We start from the raw sequence: 23,286 nt of genomic DNA, 5'->3' as shown, positions 1-23,286 counted from the left end.
TGTATACATAGCATTCAGCGAGCAAGGGGAAGAAGAGAGATTTCATTCGGGGAGGAATGAACGTTGGTCGAACAGAAGCGCAGCAAAAAGGCGAGAAAGCCGTTCCTGGCGGCAGTCGTCGCGCTGTCCGTCGCAGGCACGCTCGTATCTCCGGCTGGTTGGGCGGTCACAGCCTATGCCCAAGAAGCCGCAGTCGTCACGGAGCCGACAGCATTGCCTTACAACGTACTGGCGAGCGCGTCGCTGCAGCCGGGACAAGCCGGCTACGACGCGTATGTGTATCTGAACCATCTGGCAGGCGCGATCGGCACTCGTCCGGCGGGCTCGGCAGAGGAGCAAGCGGCCCGGGATTACATCAAGCTGCAGTTCGAGGACATGGGCTACAGCCCTACGGTCACGGAGTTCACGTATACGACGAAAACGACTCAAGGCAAATCGAGCAACGTCGCCGCCGTCAAGCACGGCAAGTCGCCGCGCACGATCATCGTCGGCGCCCACTACGACAGCGTGAAGGCGCCGAGCAAGGGTGCCGACGACAACGCCTCTGGCGTCGCCGTCATGCTTGAATCCGCTAAAGCGGTATCGCAGCAGCAGGATCTGCCTTATACGATCAAGTTCGTCGCTTTCGGCTCGGAGGAAAACGGCCTGCAGGGCTCCAAAGCCTACGTCGCGGCCATGACCGAGGAAGAGAAGGCGAATACCGTCGCGATGATCAATCTCGACAGCCTCGCCGCCGGCGACAACATGTACGTCTACGGCAACGAAGGCGAGGCCGGCTTCGTCCGCGAGCAGGCGCTCGCCATCGCGCAGCGGCTGAACCTGGACCTGCAGACGCAGCTGGGCGAAAACGCCGAGTATCCGGCCGGAACGACAGGCGACTGGAGCGACCATGCGCCGTTCGAGGACGCGGGCATTCCGTACGGTTATCTGGAAGCGACCAACTGGAGCCTGGGCGACAAGAACGGCTACACCCAGACGGAGAAGGACGGCGAGATCTGGCATACGGGCAAGGATACGCTGGACTATTTGAACACGAACTATCCGGGCCGCATCGAGGAGCGCCTGAGCACGTTCGCGTCCGTGCTGACGCAGCTGCTTCGGGAAATCAAGGAGCCGGGCGCGAAGCTGGAGCTGAGCAGCGACAAGGCATCGCTGACGAAGAAAAGCGAGATCGAAGTCGAATTCACGGTGCCGAGAGGCTTTACCGTATCGGATGACACCTACTTGAACTGGAGCTTCGGCGGCAAGCCGCTGTCCGACTGGAAGCAGCGCGACGCCAGCGCCAAGCCGACGAGCAATGCCTTCATTTATTTGAAGGACAAGCCGGTCGTCGCAAACGGCAAGGTGACGGCGACGGTTGTGTTCGACCAGGCGTACAAGGTCAACAATCAGCCGTACGAGCAGCTGAACGTCTCGCCGTCGACGCTGCGCCGCGACTATCCGAGCCTGCTCGGCACGCATGAGCTGATGGTGACGGACAAGCAGGGCGAACGCATCGGCTCCGCGCCGATCAAGCTGAACGTGTACGACTCGTACCGCACGTACGACGAGATCCGTCCGGAGATCGACCGCATCACGGCCGAGGCCGAGTCCAAGCCGGGCCGCTATATTAAAACGGAGGTGCTCGGCAAGTCCGTGCAAGGCCGCGACATCAACTTCACCGTGCTGGCCAAGGACAAGGCGTCCGTCGACCAGTACGTGAACGAGACGCTGCCGCTCATGATGGACGATCCGGCCGCGCTGCAGGCGAAAATCCGCAGCGGCCAGCTGACCGGCTACAAGGTGCCGATCTGGATCAACAACATCCATCCGGACGAGGCGCCGGGCGTCGACGCGATCCTGAACTTCTTCGAGGAAATGACGAAGAAGGACGAGATTTCCTACGAGACGACCGATGCCAGCGGGCAGAAGCAGCAGGTGACGATCGACATCGACGAGGCGCTCGACAACGTCATCTTCCTGATGAACTTCACGCAGAACCCGGACGGGCGCTTCCTGAACACCCGCGCCAACGCCAACGGGTTCGACCTGAACCGCGACAACTCGTACCAGACGCAGCCGGAGACGCAAATCGTCGCCAGCGAGATCGCGAAATGGTCGCCGCTGTCGTTCCTGGACCTGCACGGCTTCGTGGGCGAGTTCCTGATCGAGCCTTGCACGCCGCCGCATGATCCGAACATCGACTACGACCTGCTCATCGACAGCATGGTCGAGCAGGCGGATGCGATGGGCCGCGCGGCGATCGCCAACACGTACTACGACAAGTACCATATCCCTTACCTTGAGGCGAAGAAGCTGGCCGAAGGCAAGGATGGCGAAGTGATCGCGAACGCGACCGGATGGGATGACGCATCTCCGGCCTACACGGCGGTGTACGCGATGCATCACGGAGCGCTCGGCCATACGATCGAGATTCCGGAGCTCAACGAGGAGTCGACGACGGCGCTGCTGTACACGCTGTTCGCCTCGACGGACTATGTGATCCACAACAAGGAAAAGCTGTTCCTGAACCAGCTTGAGGTATACAAGCGCGGCGTGGACAACGTTGACAGCCCGAACGTCGACAAGTATCTCGTGAACGCCGAGTACAAGCCGATCGGACGTCCGCGTCCGGAAGGCAAGAGCTTCTTCCCGGACTATTATGTGCTTCCTGTAGACGCATCGCTGCAAAAGAACGCGCTCGAAGCGGCCAACATGGCGAACTACCTCATCCGGGGCGGCGTGAAGGTCGAGCGCACGACCCGTCCGGTCCTCGCCGGCGGCGAGCTGTATCCGGCCGGCACGTACATCGTGCCGATGAACCAGGCGAAGCGCAGCTTCGCGAACCTGGTGCTGTACGACGGCATCGACGTCTCCGACTTCGGCGAGATGTACGCGGACATCGTGCAAAGCTTCTCTTATATGAGAGGATTCGACCGCTATGCCGTCTATGACAAAGGCGCATTCGCCGGCGCCACGGAGCGCGCGGCCAAGGCGGCCAAGCCGGCCAGCTCCCTCTCCGGCAGCGGCGACGCCTATGTCATCCGCAGCACGAACAACGACGCGGTCCGCGCGGTGAACGAGCTGACGGCGGCCGGCAAGACGGTCACGCTGCTGACGGCCGGCGGCGCGGGCTACGAGAAGGGCGACTACCTCGTCTCGTACGAGAGCCTGAAGCCGTTGCTCGCGAAGTATACGCTGCAAGCCGTCCGCTACCCGGGCGGAACGATCTACGGCAAGCCGCTGCCTGCGGTGAAGGTCGCCGCCTCCGGCGTGCCGGCGTTCGCCCTCAAGGATCTCGGCTTCAACGTGACGACGGACGCCGCTGCGAGCGACGTGCTCGTCAATACGTGGAACAAGCCGCTCGTCGAAGCGGGCAAGCCGTACATCGGCTACGGCCGCGCGGCGATGAGCACGCTGAAGACCTCCGGCCTGCTGCCGGGCTTCGACTTCAAGACGACGGGCAGCACGCATGAGGGCCTGTTCAAGGCGACGATCAGCCAAGACAGCCTCATCGGCGCTCCTTATGAAGCGGACGACTATCTGTATACGCAATCCGGAACGTTCGTGACGAGCGTGCCGAGCGGCTCGACCGTCGTCGCCAAGGCGAGCGACGCCCCGGACTTCTTCATCGCCGGCTGGTGGCCGGGACATGATGCGGTCAAGGGCCAGACGATCGGCTTCACGTACCACAAGGATCTGACGTATGTGACGGCCTTCTCCAACGAGCTGACGAACAAGGCGCATCCGCAGGCACAATACCGCCTGCTGGCGAACGCCATCTACAACGCGGCGACCAAAGCCGAGTTCGCGGATGCGGGCAGCATCGTCGCGCCGACGCCGACGCCGGATTCGGGCGGCCCGATCTATGTGCCGACGCCGACTCCTACGCCTAGCCCGACGCCGACTCCGTCGGCAGAGCCGACGGCTACGCCTAGCCCGACGCCGACACCGGTCGTCGTGCCGAACTTCAAGGATCTCGGACCTGTCCTGAGCTGGGCGGGAACGGCCATTCAGGAGCTTGCGGCCAAAGGCATCCTGAAGGGACTGACCGAGGACGCCTTCGGTCCGAAAAAGACGCTCACCCGCGCTGAATTCCTGACGATGCTGGCGCGCGCTTACGGGCTGCCTGCCGCCAGCGGCGGGACGAGCTTCAGCGACGTGCCGGCGGGAGCCTGGTACAGCGAGGCGATCGCCAGCGCTGTAGCGGCCGGCATCGTGCAGGGCACCGGCACCGGCAAGTTCGAGCCGAATCGCGCCGTAACCCGCGAGGAGATGGCGATCATGGCCGCGAACGTCTGGAAGCTGAAGGCTCAGCCTGCCGCTCCGGACACCGCTTCGACGCTTGCCGGCTTCGCCGACCAAGCCAAAATCGGCGGCTACGCCAAGGACGCCGTCGCGCTGCTCGCCAGCGCCGGCATCATCCTCGGCACCGGCGACGGCAACTTCACGCCGAAGGGCGACGCGAACCGCGCCCAGGCGGCGGTCATCGTCAGCCGCCTGCTGGCGGTATCCTAGATGCCGAGCGGAACCTAGCATGCGAAGAAAGGACTGCCTGCGGGCAGTTCTTTCTTGCTGCTAAGACAAGCAACGGATGAAGCGATGATGCGGTAATCCGATAAAGCTTATTATTTTGCTTACAGCATCGACATGCAGGGAATAAATGCTAGTATTTTGGGTAATATTGTTAAGTCGACTGCCTAATTATGCCCGGCAGTTGTGCGAGAAGTCCGGCAATGTTATACTGGCTTCCGGTAATTAATTATTACTTTTCATGCATATTTCATCACAACTCATAGAGGCAGGGGAGATGCAGCCAATGAAAAAGGTTTGGACGGTTACGATTGCGGCAGCGCTGCTGCTGACGGCATGCGGACAAAAGACGACGAACGAGGGCGGAGCGGGAGCGACGGCCTCGCCGGCGCCGACGGCGGAGGCATCGGCAGCCCCGGGCGGACTGCAGATGGACAAGCTCGTGCTCGGCACGAGCGCGGACTACGCGCCTTACGAATTCCACAAGAAGATCGACGGCAAGGACCAGATCGTCGGCTTCGACATCGAGATCGCCAAGGAGATCGCCAAGGATCTCGGCGCCGAGCTGGAGATCAGCGACTCGGACTTCGACGGGCTGCTGCTGGCGCTGAACGGCGGCAAGGTCGACCTGGTCATCTCCGGGATGACGCCGACGGAGGAACGCAAGCAGAACGTCGACTTCTCCAAGATCTACTATAAAGCGGAGCAGGGCGTCATCGTGAAGAAGGGCGAGGAAGGCAGCTACGGCTCCCTGGACGATCTGAAAGGCAAGAAGATCGGCGTGCAGAAGGGCTCGATCCAGGAAGGCATCGCCAAGGAAGTCGAAGGCGCGAAGCTGACGTCGCTGGCGAAAATTCCGGAGCTGATCCTGGAGCTGACGAGCGGCCGCGTGGACGCGCTGATCGTGGAGAAGCCGGTTGCGGACCAATACGTCAAGACGCAGGACAGCATCGCGCTGGCGGACGTGAAGATCGAGCAGTCGGAAGAGGAAGCCGGCTCGGCGATCGCGATCAAGAAGGGCAATCAGGAGCTGCTGGACGCCGTGAACAAGACGATCGACCGCTTGCAGGCGAGCGGCGACATCGACCGCTTCGTCGTGGAAGCGAACGAGCTCGTCGGCGAATAAACGACGGACGGAGCGTTCTATAGATGAACTTGAACTTTTCCTTTCTGGATGAGTACGGCTCGTACTTCATCAGCGGCGCGTGGGTGACGCTGCAGCTGTCGTTCTTCGGCGTGCTGCTCGGAACACTGTTCGGCATCGGCTTCGCCCTCATGCGGCTGTCGCGGATCTGGATCGTCAAATTCCTGGCGACCGCCTACATCGAGATCATCCGCGGCACGCCGATGCTCGTGCAGATTCTCATCATCCACTACGGCCTGACGAACTTCGGCGTCAACCTGCCTGCCTTCGCGTCCGGCGTCGTCGCGCTGACGATCAACAGCGCCGCCTACATGGCGGAGGTGTTCCGCGCCGGCATCCAGGCGATCGACAAGGGCCAGATGGAAGCGGCCCGCTCGCTCGGGATGTCGCGCTGGCAGGCGATGCGCCTGATCGTGCTGCCGCAGGCGTTCCGCAACATGCTGCCGGCGATCGGCAACGAGCTGATCGTCATCATCAAGGACTCGTCGCTCGTCTCGACGATCGGCATCGCGGAGCTGCTGTACAACGCCCGCACCGTGCAGGGCAATACGTTCATTCCGCTGGAGCCGCTTATCGTAGCGGCCGGCGTCTACTTCATCATGACCTTCACGCTCTCGCAGCTGCTGGGCGTGCTGGAGAGGAGGCTGGGCAAGCGATGATCGAGATCCAGGGATTGCGCAAGTCGTTCGGCAGCAATGAGGTGCTCAAAGGCATCGACGCCAGCATCCAGAAAGGCGAGGTCGTCGCCGTCATCGGACCGAGCGGCTCGGGCAAGAGCACGTTCCTGCGCTGCCTGAACCGGCTCGAGGAGCCGACTGGCGGCACGATCCGGTTCAAGGACCGCGACGTGACCGCGGCTCAAAAGGAGCTCAACGAGATCCGCCAGAAGATGGGCATGGTGTTCCAGCATTTCAACCTGTTCCCGCATATGTCCGTGCTGGACAACCTGACGATCACTCCGTGCAAGGTCAAAGGCTTGAAAAAGGAGGAGGCCGAGCGGATCGCGCTGGAGCTGCTGCGCTCCGTCGGCCTCGAGGACAAGCGGGACGCGCGTCCCGACAGCCTCTCCGGCGGCCAGAAGCAGCGCATCGCGATCGCGCGGGCGCTGGCGATGCAGCCGGAGGTCATGCTGTTCGACGAGCCGACGTCCGCGCTCGACCCCGAGATGGTCGGCGAGGTGCTCGACGTCATGAAGCGGCTGGCGCAGAACGGCATGACGATGATCATCGTCACGCATGAGATGGGCTTCGCCCGCGAGGTCGCCGACCGGCTGATCTTCATGGATGGCGGCTACATCGTCGAGCAGGGCGACCCGCGCGAGGTCATGGCCGCTCCGCAGCATGCCCGGACCAAGGAGTTCCTGTCCAAGGTGCTGTAAGCAGCCGAGGCTGAGCCGCTTGCAGCAGCCGGTTCTCCGCGGCGGCCGGAGTCGTGATTGACGTTCCCAGGCACAGATGTGCCTGGGATTTTTTGTTTTCTGGATGCCCCCGGCCTCCGCTACAGCACGGTCAGGATGTGCGGACCGTCCTCCGTGATCGCGACGGAATGCTCGTACTGGACGCAGATCGAGCGGTCGGCGGTGCGGGCGGTCCAGCCATCGCTGTCGACGAAGGCGCGCCAGTCGCCGAGCGTGAACATCGGCTCGATCGCCAGCACGAGGCCGTTCTGGAGCAGCGGGCCTTTGCCCGGCAAGCCGTAGTGGGGCACGGACGGCTCCTCCCACAGCTCGCGCCCGAGCCCGTGTCCGCTGAAGTCGCGGACGTTGCCGTAGCCGCGGGCCCGGGCGAGCTGGTCGACGGCTGCGCCGATGTCGCCGACATGCCGTCCCGCGACCGCCTGCGCGATGCCGAGGAAGAGCGCTTCATGGCAGTCGTGCATGAGCCGCCGGATCGGCTGGGAGACGTCGCCGACCGCGTAGGTCCAGGCCGAGTCGCCATGGAAGCCCTGATAAAAGGCGCCGATGTCGATCGAGATGACGTCGCCCTCGGCCAGCGGCCGGTCATCGGGAAAGCCGTGGCAGATGACGTCGTTCGGCGCGGAGCAGATCGAGTAGGCGAAGCCGTGATGCCCTTTGAAGCTTGGAACGGCGCCGCGCTTGCGGATCATTTCTTCGACGAGACGGTCCAGCTCCAGCGTCGTGACGCCGGGCTTCACCCGTTCCTTCAGCAGCTCATGGCACTCCGCCACGATTTGGCCGGCCTTGCGCATGAGGGCCAGCTCTTCCTTCGTTTTCAAGTTCATGGAATCCCTCCTGTTGGAAAAGTTGCGGCGCCAAATGTCTCTGTCATGCAGGCCCTTGCCGGCGTCGGCTGCAGCCGCCAAGGCAGCCGCATCAGAATCCGCGCAATCGCAGCGCGGATCGATAGGCTTCGAGGCTGGCGAGCAGAAACTCGCGCTCGTCGGCGCGGAGGCCCGAGAGCGCGAGCGGTTCGTCGCCCGACCGAGGAAGCGACGGAGGGACGGCAGCCTCGGCCGAGAGGCCGAGCAGGTGGTCGGACGACACCCCGAACAGGCGGCACAGCCGAACCAGCATGTCATAGTCCGGCGCATTGACGCTGTTCTCGTATTGGGAGACGGTCGACTTGGCGACGGACAGCTCGTCTGCCAGCTGCTGCTGCGTCCAGCCGAGCCGCTGCCGCTGCGCGCGCAGACGGCCGCCGAGGCCGATGCGGCCGGGGGCGTTCGAAGTCGTCATGGGTCAAGGCCTCCTTTGGCCGGACAGCCGGCATGGAATCGCCTCATTATAGCGCAGCGCGAGCGCGCGCAAAAGGCGTCCTTCTCCGAGCCGGCGGGAAAGGACGTCTTTGGTCAGGACTAGCTGCCCTCGCCGGGCAGCTTTTGCGCGTTCGGACACCAGCCGATCGGACTGCGGCACATCGCGGCGGCGAACTCGGGCTCCCGTGCCGCCAGCGCGTTGAAGTAGCCGAGCAGCACATGATTGCCGGAGAAGCTGCCGCCGCTGAAGTCGAGCTCGGCCAGCTCGCTCACATGGGCGTAGTAGTAGATCAGCTTCGTTCGCGGATCTTGATAGACGAGCGGCGGCAAATAGGTGACGATGTCGTTGCTGTTCGCCAGCCGGAAGCTGCGCGGGACAGCTTTGGCGTATGCCTCGGCAAAGTCGGAATCGCCGACGCGCGGCGCGGCGAACGTGTAGACGATCGGCTTGCGGACGGGGTCGTTCTTCGCCAGATCGAGAGCGGCCAGCGTCGCGAGCGCGCCGCCGAGGCTGTGTCCGGTCAGGAACAAGGGCTTGCGCGCTCCAGTCCGTCCGAGCAGCTCCCGCAGCTGCGGGCGCAGGCTCTCGTAGAGGGAGGTGAAGCCGCGATGGGTTTTGCCGCCGTCCTTGACGATGGCGTAGTCGACCTGCTCGGCCATGAAGTCGGTCAGCCACTCCGACGTCGAGCTCGTGCCGCGGAACGCGGCGACGACCGCATGCGGCGATTCGGCGACGAAGCCGAACGGCTGGGCTGGGGCTCCGGCATGCCCCCCGGCCTGAAAGACGCCGACCACCTCGTAATCGTCGGGCAGCCGCACCTCTCCCGTTCCTTTCAGCAGCAGATAGGTTTGTCCGCACACGGCCGCAAGAAACAAAGCCGTTCGCTGATCCATGACAGGGGTGGCGCTGCTGAGTTTCACTTTTCTGCTCACGCTGCCCAGCTCCTTTGGCGCTAGAGTGCTTGTAGAGCAGTATATGCAGCAGCGCATCCGGTTGCGCCTAAGCCCAGAGCCGATGCCGGGTTATCCTTCGCTATAAAATAGAAACATCCCGATGCCCTCGTCAAAAGGGATCGGGATGTCTCGTCTGAATTCGCTGCCGCCTGCCTAGCGTCAAGGGGTCGTTCGACGTCCGGTAATGAGGGAGATGACGAACAGCACCAGGAAGACGAAGAACAGGATTTTCGCGATGCCGGCTGCGGCTCCTACGATGCCGCCAAAGCCGAAGATTGCGGCGACGATGGCGATGATCAGAAAAATAATGGCCCATCTCAACATGGGATTCACCATACCTTTCAAAGTGGAGTTGGTTGGCGCGGATCCGGATGATTCGGCTCGCCTCTGCTGGAGGCTTCCGAAGCTTTCGGATTCGCCGGACGGTTGCTTGCCGTCCGCTGATGTAGCTGTATTAACCCTGGCCTTTGAGCCCTAAACAATCGTTCCCTGAATTTGTCCGGCCCTACATCTTATCCGTTTTTTTCGCGCCTCCCGCGTCCCTGCCGACCTGCGGCTATCGGCCGCAAAAGCTTTCCAGCGGCCGATCGGTTGATTGGATCGATGAAGCCCGGGGTATTAACGCTTAAGTCAAAATCGGTCGATAAGAGCCGTCTTAGGAGGATATAGAACATGGACTATTTGATTGGGATCAGCGTGCTGATCATCGCCATTTCGATCGCGGTGCTCGTCGTTTATTTGGCTCAGACGCTCAAGAAAGTGCAGTCGTCGCTCGACGCGGCGAGCGGGGCGATCCGCGAGGTTCAAGGTGCGGTGCAGGAATGGAAGGGCGATGTCGACGAGCTGGTCGTAAGCGTGAAGGATCTGACCAAACAGGTCAATCACCAGATCGATGCCGTCGATCCGCTGATGGCTTCGGTCCGCGAGGTCGGCACGACCGTGCATGAAGTCGCCGCTGCCGCCCGCGAGTTCTCCACCGGCTGGACGAACCGCCTGCGCCGCAAGGCGCATGAATCGGCGGTGACGGCCGAGCTGGAGGAAAAGGGCCTGAAGGCGAGCCTGCCCGCAGCGGAAACGGACGCTCGCAGCGGCAGCGCCGCCGCTTATGCCGGCACGGCCGTGCCGCTGCGCTCCGGCGGCTCCGCTGCCGGCCAGCCGCCGAAGAAAGTTCCGGTGCTGGCCGAGGACGCTTCCGGCTCGCCCGCATGGGTCGGCTGGCTGGACGTCGGCATCCAGGCGGCGCGCCTGATCCGTTCGAGCCGCTCCAAAGCCTGATTCGTACGAGCCGCGCCGCGCGGCGGCGGCTGGACTTTGCCGGCAAGTTGCTTTAGGATAGAACCAAACGTTTGGCTATAAAGGCAGGCAGGGGGGCCGCTTCGGCTGCCTTGCTTTTGCCGCGATTTCGGGGAGAAGGAATCATCATGCGGATAGTAGTTGTCGACGATAACGCGATGAATATAACGGTCGTTCAGGAGATGCTCAAGCGGGCAGGCTACTGGGACGTGAGGGCCGCTGCCTCCGGCATGGAGCTGTTCGCCATGCTCGGTCTGGAGGAGAACGGCGCCGAGCCGGCGGAAGGCATTCCGACGCCGGACGTGGACCTCATCCTGCTGGACATGATGATGCCCCGCATCGACGGCATTGCGGCCTGCCAAGCCATTCAGGCGTCGGAGCGGCTCCGGGACATCCCGGTCATCATGGTCACGGCGATCGGGGATTCCAAAAAGCTGGCCGAGGCGCTCGATGCCGGCGCGATCGACTACGTGACCAAGCCGATCAACCGCATCGAGCTGCTCGCCCGCATCCGCGTAGCGCTGCGGCTCAAGCAGGAGAAGGATTGGCATCGCGAGCGCGATCGGCGCATCCGCGAGGAGCTGCAGCTGGCCAAAGAGGTGCAGTCGGCGGCCTTGCCGCCGAAGCTGGAGGAGAGCGGCATCGTCATCGATGCGATCTACCAGCCTTCCGAGGAGCTGTCCGGCGATCTGTACGCCTGGAACCGGATCGACGAGCATCGCTACGGCATCGCCGTCATCGACGCGATGGGCCACGGCATCTCGTCGTCCCTCGTCTGCATGTTCATCGCTTCGGTGCTGAGGGACGCGATGGTGACCAAGGTCGAGCCGGTGCTCGTCATGGAGGAGCTCAACCGCCGCGCGCTGCAGCTGCAGTTCGCGGATCAGCTCATCCAGTATTATTTCACGGCGCTCTATATGGTCGTAGACCTGCAGCGGGGCACGGTGGAGTACGTCAATGCGGGCCATCCGCCGGGACTGCTCGTGCGCGCGGGCGGACAGGGGACGGAGGAGCCGCTTTCCGGCGGAGGCATGGCGGTCGGATTGTTCGAGGGCGTCACCTTCCAAAAGCAGGTCGTGGAGGTGCAGCCCGGCGACCAGCTGCTGCTGTTCACGGACGGCCTGCTGGAGCTGGTGAGCGGACCGGAGGAGGGCCGGCTCGAGATGCTGATGGAGCGCATGGCCGGAGCCGTGCGGACGAGCGGCTCGCTGCATGAGCTGCTCCTGTCCGAGGACGGGCCTCGGCCGGACGACTGCTGCCTCGTGCAGATCGGCATCCGCTGAGCGGCTGCCCGCCTTGCCATCCGATGGAATTGAAAAAGGCCTCAAGCTCTGAAAAGCAGAGCTTGAGGCCTTTTTTTGCGAGGAGCTGCCGGCTCCTGCGCCAACACGCTCAGGACCGTAAGAACGGCATGAGGTCTCATCGGTTCGTCGAGGCTGGCATTGCCGGGGAGTCGAAAGTACCCTGGCTGGTGGAAATGAGGCGCAACGGCTCCACGAGGGAGTCGAAAGTGCCCTGGCTCGATGAGGCGTGGCAAATCGACTCGATGAGGGAGTCGAGAGTACCCTGGCTGGTGGAAACGCGGCGTATCGGCTCCACGAGGGAGTCGAAAGTGCCTTGGCTGGTGGAAATGAGGCGTATCGGCTCCATGAGGGAGTCGAAAGTGCCTAGGCTGGTGGAAATGAGGCGCATCGGCTTCGTGAGGGAGTCAAAAGTACCCTGGCTGGTGGAAATCCGGCGCATCGGCTCCACGAGGGAGTCGAAAATGCCTGGGCTGGTGGAAACGCGGCGTATCGGCTCCACGAGGGAGTCGAAAGTACCCTGGCTGGTGGAAACGCGGCGTATCGGCTCCACGAGGGAGTCGAAAGTACCCTGGCTGGTGGAAATGAGGCGCAACGGCTCCACGAGGGAGTCGAAAGTGCCTAGGCTGGTGGAAATGAGGCGTATCGGCTCCACGAGGGAGTCGAAAGTGCCCTGGCTCGATGAGGCGTGGCAAATCGACTTGATGAGGGAGTCGAGAGTACCCTGGCTAGTGGAAATGAGGCGCAACGGCTCCATGAGGGAGTCGAAAGTGCCCTGGCTGGTGGAAATGAGGCGTATCGGCTCCACGAGGGAGTCGAAAGTGCCCTGGCTCGATGAGGCGTGGCAAATCGACTCGATGAGGGAGTCGAGAGTACCCTGGACGGTGGAAATGAGGCGCAACGGCTCCATGAGGGAGTCGAAAGTGCCTAGGCTGGTGGAAATGAGGTGCATCGGCTTCGCGAGGGAGTCGAAAGTACCCTGGACGGTGGAAATGAGGCGCATCGGCTCCACGAGGGAGTCGAAAGTGCCCTGGCTGGTGGAAATGAGGCGCATCGGCTCCATGAGGGAGTCGAAAGTGCCTTGGCTCGATGAGCGTGGCAAATCGACTCGATGAGGGAGTCGAAAGTGCCCTGGCTGGTGGAAATGAGGCAAATCGGCTCAATGAGGGAGTCGAAAGTGCCTTGGCTCGATGAGCGTGGCAAATCGACTCGATGAGGGAGTCGAGAGTACCCTGGCTGGTGGAAATGAGGCGCATCGGCTCCACGAGGGAGTCCAAAGTGCCCTGGCTCGATGAGGCGTGGCAAATCGACTTGATGAGGGAGTCGAGAGTACCCTGGCTGGTGGAAATGAGGCGAATCGGCTCCATGAGGGAGTCGAAAGCGCCTGGGCAGAATGGAGCTGGTCATTCGTTCAGGCTCGTTTGTCGCGGCTGCGGCCCCAGGCATGCCAGAGCCAGTAGACGAGCAGCGGCGTCGGCACCTGGATCAGCCCCCATAGTCCCCAGAACCAGCGGTTGCGGCCATGCCGGGTCGCGTGGACGAACAGCCAGGTGCTTTGGGCGAACAAGGCGGCGAATATCAACACCCACCCATACAGCGGAAATGCGGACAATGCCTCCCAATCCGTTCGGTTCATACGCTTCCCCCTCCGTTCCCGGCTGCTTTTTCGTTGCGCCTGCTCTCGAGCGGCCGCCGCAGCAGGCCGGCCAGCGCGACGAGAGCCAGCACAGCGGCTGTCAGCGCGAGCTGCGCCCCGACGTAGTAGGCCGGAGCCGCTCCGGCCGCCCAGATGCCGGCGGCGAGCAGCACGGCTGCCGCCAGCCAGAAGCGCGCCAGGTCGCGCAGCAGCCGGCGGCGCTGAGCGGCCTGGACCTCGCGCACGAGAGCGAGCATCTGCTGCGGATCGGCCTCCTTTTCCGGCAGCGCTTCATCCATCCGCTTCAGCTCGAGAGAGAGGCGGCGCTCGAACGCTTCCTGCGCCCGTTCCTCGGAGCGATGCTCCTCCCGCCGCGCGGCGTCCGATCCCGCCTGCTCCACGCCCGGCGCTTCATCCTGACCATCCGCGGGCCGCGCGGCGTCCGATCCCGACCGCTCCACGCCCGACACTTCATCCTCTCCTTCCTCCGGCCGCGCGGCGTCCGATCCCGCTCGCTCCATGCGAGGCGCTTCATCCTGACCATCCTCCCGCCGCGCGGCGTCCGATCCGTCTCCTCGCCGCCGCTCCTCCCGCCGCGGCGCCTCGTCCCGGGCCGCTTTTGGACGTTCCTTGTCCTTCATTCCTCCGTCAGCTCCTTCCGCAGCTTGGCGAGTCCGTGATGGACCCGCGACTTGGCCGTGCCGGCGGCAACGCCGGACAGCTTTCCGATCTCCTCATACGAATAGCCGTAATAGTGCTTCAGCAGCACGGCGGCCCGCTGCTCGTCCGGCAAGGCGGCGAGCGCCTCCAGCAGCTCGAGCCGCAGCTCCGGATGGCTGTGCGCCAGCTTCATCCGCTCCGCTTCCGCGTAAGCGGACTGCCGCCGATCCCGCCGCGCTTCCCGCCGCTTCTCATCGAGATAGACGCGGGTCGCGATCGCCAGCAGCCATGTCGAGAACGCGGACTCGCCCCGGAACCGCCCGATGCTCTCCACGGCGCGGATCATCGTCTCTTGTGCGAGATCCTCCGCCAGCGGCCCGCTCAGGCATAGCTTGAGCAGGTACTTGCGCAAAAAGCCGTACTGTTCCCGCAGCAGCTCCGCAATCGCCCCGGCATCGCCCCGCACGGCGCGGCGGAGGCGGGGATCCTCCGTCTGACGTTTGCTCCAAGCTCCGATCTTGACCTTCTCCGCCTCCTTCCGCAGCTCCGGCGGTCAGCCGAGCTTTTCGAGAAATTGATGCCGCTGCGCCAATCGCCGCGCCGAGCGCAGCAGCAGCCAGGCGATCAGCGCGAGAGCGGCAGCCATCAGCAGCATCGCGCCGCTGCCGAGCAGCAGCAGTCCCGTCGCCTGTCCGCCGGCGAGCGCGAGCACCGGCAGCACGACGACGCCTCCGAGCTGGTACGCCTCTTGGAATCCTTTGACCTTGGCCGAGATGAGCATCGTCGCCAGCACGATGACGGCCGTCAGCGCAGGCACGACGAGCAGCATCAGCGGGAGCCAGTTCCACGTCGGGAAGATCAGGCCGCCGAACACCGGGTACGCCAGCGAGTTGACGACGATGCCGTAAAGGAGAAAGCTGCCGAACGTCAGCCCGAGCGCGGGCAGGAGGGCTGACAGCGCCTTGCCGAGCAGCAGCTGGTTCATCGAGATCGGTGCATACAGCAGCCCCTCCAGCGTCTTGCGCTCCTTTTCCCCGGCGAAGCTGTTGGCGGTGATGATGCTGGCGGCCATCGCAGGGATGAGCAGGAACATCGGTGCGAGCAGGTAGGTCAGGGCGAAATACAGCACCCGCTCGATGTCGCCCGGCAGCGGCGCGAGCTGCGCCTGCAGCGCAGGCGGGGCGGACGTGGTCACGAGCTCGAGCAGGAAATCCAAGTTGCCCATGCGGCTCACTCCTTCGGCTCCGGCCGGCAGCGCGGAGAAGCGGACGACGGAGATGAGGATCGCCGGCAGCACGCCTCCGAAGACCAGCGGCACGATCAGCATCGGCAGCCATAGCTGCACGCTTGCCTTGAGCGCGCGCATGTCCTTGAGGGCGATCGCCCAGACGGGACCGAAGCGGCTTTGACCCACGAGTTTTTCATGCCGGCTCATCAAGACTCCTCCTTCCGGATCTGGAAATAGACCGACTCGAGATCGTCGTTCAGGATGCGCGCCTCATACAGGCGGCTTTCCGCGGCCGCCCGGGCGATGAGCGCCGGCAGCTCGCCGTACGACGGCGCCTCGACGACGAAGCGGCCGCTTCGTCCCTCCCAGCCGTCCGCGCGCAGCTCGACCCGCAGGCTGCGAATGTAGCGGGAGCGCAGCTCGTCCAGCGTGCCCTCGGTCTTTTTGACGCCCTGCTCGAGAAAGATATACCGGCTGCAGACGGTTTCCAGCTGGGCGAGCACATGCGAGCAGATGAGCACCGTGACGCCTTCGCGCTCGTTCAGACGGCGCAGATAGCCGAGCACGTCCCGCGTGCCGTCGGGATCGAGCCCGTTCGTCGGCTCGTCGAGCAGCAGCACTGACGGACGGTGCAGCATCGCGCGCGCCAGGCCGAGCCTCTTTTTCATGCCGGTGCTGTACGTCCCGGTCGCCCGATCGAGAAAAGCGTGCAGAGACAGCACGTCGGCCAGCTCCTCGATGCGCTCCTCGGCCGGAATGCCGTACAGGTCCGCATAGAAGCGCAGATTGGCCCGCCCCGTCATGTCCTCGTAAAGGCCCGGCTGCTCCGTAAGCGTCCCGCAGCGACGCCGCACCTCGTCTCCATTCTGCAGCGGACTGAGCCCGTCAACGGAGATCGTGCCTTCTTCCGGCCGCAGCAGGCCGTTCAGTAGCCGGATGAGCGTCGTTTTGCCGGCGCCGTTCGGCCCGATCAGGCCGGTGATCGCTCCGGGCTCGATCTGCGCGCTGAAGTCTTTCAGCGCTGTCTTGTCTCCGAATCGTTTCGTCACCTTGTCGAACCGGATCATAGTCTATCGCCCCCTGTCTTTATTCTGCCTATAAGTCGTCTGCGGGAGCCGATTCGTTCAAGGGGAGGGAGGTTTTTTTTAGAGGGGCTGCCGGTAGAGAAGCCGACTTGGATCCGATTGGAGAAGGGGGAGCGATGGGAGCGGGAACGAGCTTGCAGCCGGCCTGCGAAGTTGGTGGGAAGGCAGGCGGACCTATCGGCAGGGCGAGCGGCGCCGAATCAGACTTTGAGGGGAGCTTCTTGGCCAGCGCGTGCGTCGGATTATCAGCGTCGATTTTACTTGCGATGTAGGCGTTCATGCAAGAGGGAAGACGGAGGGAGTGCAGGAGGAGACGGACGGAGTGCAGAAATGGGGGGGCCGGGAGCTGGCGGCAGCGATTGCGGCCAGCCGGAAGGGGAAGGCGACGGGGCGCTGAGCTTGGCGCGACCCGTTCGTGACGGTCCCGGCTTTGGGGACGCGCCTGGACCTGGGAGAAGCGCCGATATTCGGGGAATCGCCGCTGCCATGAACCAGTCCGCCGCCGCACCGCGGCCCGAACCGGGCGAATCGAAGGCACAATTGTGCCTTGGTGCCCGCTCCGCAGCCCGAACCGGGCGAATCCAAGGCAGAAAAGTGCCTTGGATCCCGCTGCGCGGCTCGAACCGGGCGAGTCCAAGGCACAAATGTGCCTTGGTGCCCGCTGCGCGGCCCGAACCGGGCGAATCCAAGGCAGAAATGTGCCTTGGTGCCCGCTGCGCGGCCCGAACCGGGCGAATCCAAGGCACAAAAGTGCCTTGGTGCCCGCTGCGCGGCCCGAACCGGGCGAATCCAAGGAACAAAAGTGCCTTGGTGCCCGCTCCGCAGCCCGAACCGGGCGAATCCAAGGCATAAATATGCCTTGGTGCCCGCTGCGCGGCCCGAACCGGGCAAATCCAAGGCACAAAAGTGCCTTGGAGCCCGCTCCGCAGCCCGAGCCCGGCGTCTAGTCCCGCTTCTCCCCGTCATCGCCGGGGTACGGGCGCCGGCTGCGGCTGCCGCCGGAAGCGGCGGCTTGCGGGCGCTTGGCCTTGGCCGGCCGCGAGCGCTTCGGCATCGGCGCGGCTGCGGACGGCTCCGCGGCGGCCTGCTCCTTGCCCCGCCGGGCGCGCCTGCGCGATTCGGCGCGGTCGGTGAGCAGGTCGCCCGTCCAGCCTTTGAACCAGAGCCAGGCGTACAGGCCGGCGGCGAACAGCACGATCGAGGCGCACAGGATCGGGAAGCCCCAGCGGCTGTCGATTCCCGGCAAGTAGCGAAAGTTCACGCCCCACAGCGTGCCGGCGATCGTCGGCGGCACGAACAGCGCGGTGAAGATCGTCAGCGTCTTCATAATGTCGTTGCCGCGGAAGCTGGCGATCGCATCGTCCATCGCGATGAGCGTGTCGATCTCCGACGTGTAGCGGGTGAGCAGCGAGTCGATGCGTTCAAGCTTGTAGCCGAGGCGCTGGAATTCCGGCGTATCCAGAATGGCGTCCACATACGCTTCCTTGACGGAATCCTGCACCTCGCGGATCGGCAGGAACAGATGCGTCCAGTGCAGCAGCTCGTGGCGGCGCTCGAAAATGACGGGCAGCAGGGCGGTGCGGTTGCGGCTGTGCACGGCACGCTCCAGCTCCGTCAGCTTCCGCTCGTAATCGTCGAGGCCGCCGTGGAACGCCTCCAGCAGCGCTCCGAGCAGCACGAGGAACGCCTCGCGCGCGCCTGGGCAGCCTTCCATCCATTCGGCCCAGGACCCCGCCTGCAGCTTGAGCGGCAGGCGCGGGTCCTCGTGCCAGGTGACGAGGCGGGAGCCGCACAGCCAGTAGTGCAGCGGCTGCGGCTCGCTCTCGGCGGCGTCCGGCTGCACCATGAGGGTGCCGGAGAGCAGCGGCTGCTGCCGCTCGTCGAGGCTGAAATGGACCTCGTTGCGGCGGCGGCCCTCCGTCTCGCGGAGCCATGAAGAGCAGAAGGGCAGCTCCGACGCGAGCGCGCGGAGCTGCTCGGCCCGCTGCGCGGCGATCTGCTCAGCCAGGCGTCCGGCCTGCTCCATGGCCGGATCGGCGGGCCGGCGCCGGCCCGCCGAGCGCGACCGGACAAGCGGAGCTTGCCCGTCCGGGAGGAAGGAGCGGGCATGGCGATCGTCCTGGATGACATGCCATTCCCATCCGGCCTTATAGTTGAGCTGGCGATGAATCATGGGCTCCGTCCCCCTCCCGCGCTTGGCGTCGATCTTTCCATCATACCCCGAAGCCGCCGCGCTTAACAACCGGCTCCGTTCCTGCGCAGGCCGCGCCAAAAGGCCGCATCCGACGTTCGGATGCGGCCTTTTGGCGCGGCATGAGGTCGCTACGCCTCGTCGTACGGCTGGCCGTCCTCGGAGAGCAGCCGCTTGAGCTTCTCGATGGCGCGGCGCTGGATGCGCGAGATGCTCATCTGCGAGACGCCGAGCCGATCGGCGATCAGCCTCTGCGGGATGCCTTCCTCGAAGGCGAGCTGCAGCACTTGCTGCTCCTCGGGCTTGAGCTGCTCGAGGGCGGCCTTCAGATCCATCTTTTTGTCCACGGTATCGAAGTCGTCCGCCTGGGAGCCGATCAGCTCCCCGAGCGTCGTCGTGCTCTCGTCCTCCGAAATCGGAGTATCGAGCGAGATATAATGATATAAGTCCCGGCCGCCGAGAATTTCCAGCGTCTCCTCGACGGATAGATCCATGCGCAGGGCGATCTCCTCGATGCGGGGCGAGCGCTCCAGCTGGACGGTCAGCTCGTCGATCGCCTGCTGCACGGCGATGCCTTTTTCCTTGATGCGCCGCGGAACCTGGATATACCAGGATTTGTCCCGCAGGTAGTTTTTCATATGGCCAATGATGCTCTTCATCGCGTACGGCTCGAACTGCACGCCCATCGAGGCGTCGAACTGGGCGAACAGCCGCAGCAGCGCCATCTGGCCGACCTGGTACAGATCCTCGTACAGATCGGGGCGGTTGCGCGCGATCTTGCCGGCCGCCATCTTCACCATCGGCTCGTAATGCGTGATGAGCTGCGTCGCCAGATCGTTGTTCGGGTTGTTCTGATATTCCAGAATAAGGGCTGTTCCTGCCTGGGGAGAAGGGCTGGCCGGTTGCATGCTCATGCCATCTCCCCACTTTTTACCAGACGTTTGGTAAGTACGACCTCCGTCCCTTTTTCGCTCCGCACTTCGACTTCGTCCATGAGAGCTTGCATCAGATAAAGGCCGAGGCCTCCTGCCTGGATGTCGTGAATGGACTTGCCATGGAGCGGCTCGGCTCTCTGGGCGACGGAGGCGGCGTCGAAGCTGTCCCCCTCGTCCCGTACGACGATCGACAGCGCTTCGCCGGCCCGGAGGAAGCTGACTTCCATCTCGCCGGCCGGCTCGCTGTCGGCGCGTCCGGCATAAGCGTACAGGACGGCGTTGTTGCAGGCTTCCGACACGGCGACTTTCATATCCTCGATCTCCTCGTAGGTAAAGCCGACCTTGGTGGCCACTCCGTACAGAGTCAGCCGGATCAGGTCCAGATAGTCGGATTTGGCCGGCAGGCGCAGCGTGATTTTTTCTTCAGCAGTCATGGTTGATTCGGTCCTTTCTGGGCGCCGTAGGCTTCAGGATTTGGTGAGGAAGGAAGTGATTCCGGTCATGTCGAACAGCTTGCGGATGCCGGGCGGAATCGCCTCGACTTCGAACGGGGCGTTTTTGGCGTGCCGGGCTTTCAGGACGGAAACGAAAATGCCGATTCCCGTGCTGTCGATGTATTTAAGGTCGCGCAGGTTGAGGATCAGCTCGCGGTCCGTCAGCTCCATGAGGGGCGCCATCGCGGCGCGCAGCTGGGACGCGGAGTCGAGGTCGAGCTCTCCGCTCAGGTAGACGATGCAGCGGCCTTCCTGAGTTTCGGTGCGTAGTTGGAACTTCTCATTCTGGTTCATAGATCCCTCTCCTGGTTCTGATTGATGATACTTCGGCTTCATTAATAGCTCATAGCAAGATAATAACCCTTCCGAGACGGAATGAAACGGGCGCGGCCTGGGAAAACCGTCCTTTTTTTTGCGTGGAAAGCGGTTTTTCTCCGGCGGCCCCGGGTTAATAGTGCAATAAGCAGGGCGAAACCAAAAGGAGGTCCTATCCATGGACAATCGGAACGTGCAAGTCGAGGAAAGGCATGTGGAGCACAAATCGGACTCGAGCATGGTCGCATCGACGTTCATCAAGTACGCCGCTTATCTCATCATCTTTTTCGGCGTCCTGTACTTCCTGATCCAATACATCATCCCCATGTTCTAGCGCCGGCATCCGGGAGGCCGCCTGACCGCCAGCAGCGGATGGAGGAGCGGCGCCCGGGGAAGCCTATCTTTCACAAGGAGGAGAACGATATGAGCAGAACGATCGGAATTTTCGACAACCAGGAGCAGGCCGTCAAGGCCGTGCAGGCGCTGCGCGACGGAGGCTACGCCGCAGACGAGATCAAGGTCGTCGGGCGGGACCGCGACGCGGTACGCTTCGTCGAAGCGGATACGGACGTGCATGCCGACGAGCTGCAGGAAATTCGGGACGCGCGTGGCGGCGACGGCACCGGCATGCCCGGGACGTTCGTCGTAGGCGCGGCTCCGCTTGGCGGAGGGACGATGTCCGGCACCGGCGTCGCGCCTTATCTCGGCGGAGCCTATCCGGCCGTTGCCGGCGGCTTGATCGACAGCGGCGACACGCCGTTCGAGAACATCTTCAAAGACTTCGGCCTCGGCGAAAGCGATGCGGAAGCTTGCCGCGACGCCGTATCGGAGGGCCGAATCGTCATCATCGCGGACCGCGATGACGGCTCGGACGGCGGTTATGAGGCCGACGGACCGACGGAGGCCGCCCTCGGCGAGGCCGAGACGCTGCTCCGGGCGAACGGAGCGGTCAAGATCCTTTAAGGCACGAGCAGCACGGCATGGCGAAGAGCCTGCGCAGAAGCCATTCTGCCGCGGGCTTTTTGGACTTAGCGGAAACATCCATTGACTGTCCAATCCCTTTAGAAGTAAGATATACATCTGTCAAGAACATCAGAAGGAAAGAGGGGATAGTCCTTGAGCAAGTCCATGCCGGCTGCCGGCGTGCCAGACGCCGCCGCGGCCTCCATCCGCAAAGGACCGATCGTCGCTGCGCTCATCATCGGAGCGTTTGTCTCGCTCCTCAATCAGACGCTCATCAACGTCGCGCTGCCGACGATTTCGGCCGATCTCTCGATCGAGCCGAGCACTGCCCAATGGCTGACGACAGGCTTCATGCTCGTCAACGGCATCCTCGTGCCGCTCAGCGCCTATCTGGTCGGCCGCTTCACGACGCGCCTGCTGTTCCTCGTGTCGATGATCCTGTTCTCCATCGGCACCGTCATCTGCGCGCTCTCCGGACAGTTCCCCGTCCTCATGGCCGGCCGGATCGTCCAGGCTGCGGGAGCGGGCGTGCTCATGCCGCTGATGAACGTCATCTTCCTCTCGATCTTCCCGGTCGAGAAGCGCGGCCAGGCGATGGGGCTCATGGGCATCGCGATGATCTTCGCGCCGGCGGTCGGTCCGACGCTGTCCGGCTGGGTCGTCCAGCATTACGACTGGCAGGTGCTGTTCTATATCGTGCTGCCGATCGCGATCGCGTCGCTGCTGCTCGGAGCCTTTACGATGAAAAACGTGCTGCCGCGCCGCGAGGTGAAGCTCGATTATCTCGGCGTCGTGCTGTCCACGCTCGGCTTCGGCGGCCTGCTGTACGGCTTCAGCGAAGCCGGCACGAAGGGCTGGGACAGCTCGCTCGTGCTGGCGATGCTGGCGATCGGCGCCGTCAGCCTGGTCCTGCTCGTCTTGCGCCAGCTGTCCATCAAAACGCCGATCCTGGAGTTCCGCGTCTTCAAGTTCAACATGTACGCCCTGACGACGGTCATCAACATCCTCGTCACGATGTCGATGTTCGGCGCGATGATCCTGCTGCCGCTCTACCTGCAGAACATTCTCGGCTTCACGCCGATCAAGGCGGGGCTGCTGCTGCTGCCCGGCGCGATCCTGATGGGCATCATGAGTCCGATCACGGGCATGATCTTCGACCGTGTCGGCGCCCGCTGGCTCGCCGTCACCGGCCTTGTCATCACCGTCGTCACGACATTCGAATTCAGCCAGCTGACGGACTCGACGTCCTATCAAGTGCTGATCCTGCTGTATACGGCGCGCATGTTCGGCATGTCGCTGCTCATGATGCCGATCATGACGGCGGGACTCAACCAGCTGCCGCGCGAGCTGCTCGCCCACGGCACGGCGATGTCCAACACGCTGCGCACCGTCGGCGGCGCGCTCGGCACGGCGCTGCTCGTCTCGATCATGAGCAGCCAGGCCAAGCAGCAGGGAGCGGACATGATCCGCCAGGCGGGCATCGATCCGAGCGACGCCGCGAACAAGGCGGCGGTCGCTCATATTACCCAGGAAGCCTATATCCACGGCATCAATTCGGCTTTCCTGCTGGCCACGTGGATTTCGGCCGCGGCGCTCGTGCTGGCGTTTTTCATCCGCAAGACTTCGCCGCAGGAAGCGGTCGTGCAGTCGGTGCCGGCCGCCGCGGTTGCCGGCCACGCTCCGACGGAAGGCAAGCTGGAGGGATAAGGTCCATGCTGGGAAAAGGAAAGGCTCGCGCGATGCGCGGGCCTTTTTGATGGGTAAAAATGGATGAACAGGCCGCTGCGCCAGCTCGAGCCGAATGGGACGAATAGGCCGCTGCGCGATCCGAGCCGAATGGGACGAACAGGCCGCTGCGCG

Annotated in this window: 23 protein-coding genes; 10 read left to right on the top strand and 13 right to left on the bottom strand. The window is 63.6% G+C overall.

The annotated features are described in order from the left end of the window. Positions 1–63: 63 nt before the first annotated feature. From B8V81_RS07930 to B8V81_RS07915, 4 genes are all read left to right on the top strand, one after another. On the top strand, positions 64–4,497 hold the full coding sequence (locus B8V81_RS07930; protein WP_101808090.1) for a M20/M25/M40 family metallo-hydrolase: 4,434 nt from the start codon (positions 64–66) through the stop codon (positions 4,495–4,497). A 301-nt stretch (positions 4,498–4,798) separates the two neighbouring features. After that, positions 4,799–5,638 (top strand): ABC transporter substrate-binding protein, encoded by an 840-nt coding sequence (locus tag B8V81_RS07925; RefSeq protein WP_028600753.1) that lies wholly within the window; start codon positions 4,799–4,801, stop codon positions 5,636–5,638. 23 nt (positions 5,639–5,661) lie between these two features. After that, positions 5,662–6,315: an amino acid ABC transporter permease gene (locus B8V81_RS07920; protein ID WP_307719995.1), complete on the top strand. Its 654-nt coding sequence runs from the start codon at positions 5,662–5,664 to the stop codon at positions 6,313–6,315. Continuing rightward, positions 6,312–7,034 (top strand): amino acid ABC transporter ATP-binding protein, encoded by a 723-nt coding sequence (locus tag B8V81_RS07915; RefSeq protein ID WP_028600755.1) that lies wholly within the window; start codon positions 6,312–6,314, stop codon positions 7,032–7,034. Before B8V81_RS07920 ends, B8V81_RS07915 begins: the two co-directional genes overlap by 4 nt. A gap of 119 nt (positions 7,035–7,153) precedes the next feature. On the opposite strand, the gene map is transcribed toward B8V81_RS07915, so the two are convergent. The 4 genes from map to B8V81_RS07895 all read right to left on the bottom strand — a co-directional run bounded on the left by map (position 7,154) and on the right by B8V81_RS07895 (position 9,649). Further along, a complete protein-coding gene (gene map, locus B8V81_RS07910) occupies positions 7,154–7,897 on the bottom strand; it encodes a type I methionyl aminopeptidase (RefSeq protein WP_101808089.1) in 744 nt (247 codons plus the stop codon). 91 nt (positions 7,898–7,988) lie between these two features. After that, positions 7,989–8,351: a helix-turn-helix domain-containing protein gene (locus B8V81_RS07905; protein ID WP_101808088.1), complete on the bottom strand. Its 363-nt coding sequence runs from the start codon at positions 8,349–8,351 to the stop codon at positions 7,989–7,991. 119 nt (positions 8,352–8,470) lie between these two features. Beyond that, positions 8,471–9,304 carry a lipase family protein gene (locus B8V81_RS07900; protein WP_244912729.1) on the bottom strand — a complete coding sequence of 278 codons (834 nt, stop codon included), beginning with the start codon at positions 9,302–9,304 and terminating at the stop codon, positions 8,471–8,473. 180 nt (positions 9,305–9,484) lie between these two features. After that, a complete protein-coding gene (locus B8V81_RS07895) occupies positions 9,485–9,649 on the bottom strand; it encodes a DUF1328 domain-containing protein (protein ID WP_101808086.1) in 165 nt (54 codons plus the stop codon). Positions 9,650–9,997: 348 nt separating this feature from the next. Between B8V81_RS07895 and B8V81_RS07890 the strand changes: the two genes are divergently transcribed. From B8V81_RS07890 to B8V81_RS24725, 3 genes are all read left to right on the top strand, one after another. Beyond that, a complete protein-coding gene (locus B8V81_RS07890) occupies positions 9,998–10,600 on the top strand; it encodes a DUF948 domain-containing protein (RefSeq protein WP_101808085.1) in 603 nt (200 codons plus the stop codon). 146 nt (positions 10,601–10,746) lie between these two features. Continuing rightward, positions 10,747–11,901, top strand: a complete 1,155-nt coding sequence (locus tag B8V81_RS07885; protein WP_028600760.1) for a PP2C family protein-serine/threonine phosphatase — start codon at positions 10,747–10,749, stop codon at positions 11,899–11,901. Between the two features lie 128 nt (positions 11,902–12,029). Continuing rightward, positions 12,030–13,034 (top strand): hypothetical protein, encoded by a 1,005-nt coding sequence (locus B8V81_RS24725; protein WP_146000463.1) that lies wholly within the window; start codon positions 12,030–12,032, stop codon positions 13,032–13,034. 296 nt (positions 13,035–13,330) lie between these two features. On the opposite strand, the gene B8V81_RS07875 is transcribed toward B8V81_RS24725, so the two are convergent. From B8V81_RS07875 to B8V81_RS07835, 9 genes are all read right to left on the bottom strand, one after another. Continuing rightward, entirely contained in the window at positions 13,331–13,555 is a 225-nt protein-coding gene (locus tag B8V81_RS07875; protein ID WP_043112096.1) for a hypothetical protein, read from the bottom strand. Then, entirely contained in the window at positions 13,552–14,196 is a 645-nt protein-coding gene (locus B8V81_RS07870; RefSeq protein ID WP_028600763.1) for a DUF5345 family protein, read from the bottom strand. The genes B8V81_RS07875 and B8V81_RS07870 overlap by 4 nt, the downstream gene beginning before the upstream one ends. Continuing rightward, the gene (locus B8V81_RS07865; protein WP_255309803.1) at positions 14,193–14,681 is read right to left on the bottom strand and encodes a sigma-70 family RNA polymerase sigma factor; all 489 of its coding nucleotides are present in this window, start codon (positions 14,679–14,681) and stop codon (positions 14,193–14,195) included. The genes B8V81_RS07870 and B8V81_RS07865 overlap by 4 nt, the downstream gene beginning before the upstream one ends. Before the next feature lie 87 nt (positions 14,682–14,768). Further along, a complete protein-coding gene (locus B8V81_RS07860; protein WP_028600765.1) occupies positions 14,769–15,650 on the bottom strand; it encodes an ABC transporter permease in 882 nt (293 codons plus the stop codon). Then, complete coding sequence (locus B8V81_RS07855; RefSeq protein ID WP_028600766.1) at positions 15,650–16,510, bottom strand: ABC transporter ATP-binding protein; 861 nt, start codon at positions 16,508–16,510, stop codon at positions 15,650–15,652. The genes B8V81_RS07860 and B8V81_RS07855 overlap by 1 nt, the downstream gene beginning before the upstream one ends. Positions 16,511–17,471: 961 nt before the next feature. Further along, positions 17,472–18,701, bottom strand: a complete 1,230-nt coding sequence (locus B8V81_RS07850; protein WP_052333669.1) for a magnesium transporter CorA family protein — start codon at positions 18,699–18,701, stop codon at positions 17,472–17,474. Between the two features lie 149 nt (positions 18,702–18,850). Beyond that, positions 18,851–19,633 carry a sigma-70 family RNA polymerase sigma factor gene (locus B8V81_RS07845; RefSeq protein ID WP_028600767.1) on the bottom strand — a complete coding sequence of 261 codons (783 nt, stop codon included), beginning with the start codon at positions 19,631–19,633 and terminating at the stop codon, positions 18,851–18,853. Beyond that, positions 19,630–20,088, bottom strand: a complete 459-nt coding sequence (gene rsbW / locus B8V81_RS07840) for an anti-sigma B factor RsbW (RefSeq protein ID WP_028600768.1) — start codon at positions 20,086–20,088, stop codon at positions 19,630–19,632. The genes B8V81_RS07845 and rsbW overlap by 4 nt, the downstream gene beginning before the upstream one ends. 33 nt (positions 20,089–20,121) lie before the next feature. Next, a complete protein-coding gene (locus B8V81_RS07835; RefSeq protein ID WP_028600769.1) occupies positions 20,122–20,442 on the bottom strand; it encodes an STAS domain-containing protein in 321 nt (106 codons plus the stop codon). A gap of 199 nt (positions 20,443–20,641) precedes the next feature. Here B8V81_RS07835 and B8V81_RS25155 point away from each other — a divergent pair, with 199 nt between their 5' ends. The 3 genes from B8V81_RS25155 (at position 20,642) to B8V81_RS07825 (ending at position 23,133) form a co-directional block, all read left to right on the top strand. Continuing rightward, on the top strand, positions 20,642–20,797 hold the full coding sequence (locus B8V81_RS25155) for a hypothetical protein (RefSeq protein WP_164820196.1): 156 nt from the start codon (positions 20,642–20,644) through the stop codon (positions 20,795–20,797). A gap of 89 nt (positions 20,798–20,886) precedes the next feature. Further along, positions 20,887–21,426 carry a general stress protein gene (locus B8V81_RS07830; RefSeq protein ID WP_028600770.1) on the top strand — a complete coding sequence of 180 codons (540 nt, stop codon included), beginning with the start codon at positions 20,887–20,889 and terminating at the stop codon, positions 21,424–21,426. Between the two features lie 165 nt (positions 21,427–21,591). After that, positions 21,592–23,133 carry a DHA2 family efflux MFS transporter permease subunit gene (locus B8V81_RS07825; protein WP_052333671.1) on the top strand — a complete coding sequence of 514 codons (1,542 nt, stop codon included), beginning with the start codon at positions 21,592–21,594 and terminating at the stop codon, positions 23,131–23,133. The last annotated feature ends 153 nt before the right edge of the window (positions 23,134–23,286 follow it).

Source organism: Paenibacillus pasadenensis (assembly GCF_002864175.1).
GTDB lineage: Bacteria > Bacillota > Bacilli > Paenibacillales > Paenibacillaceae > Paenibacillus_O > Paenibacillus_O pasadenensis.
This window is presented reverse-complemented; position numbering and strand designations above follow the sequence as displayed.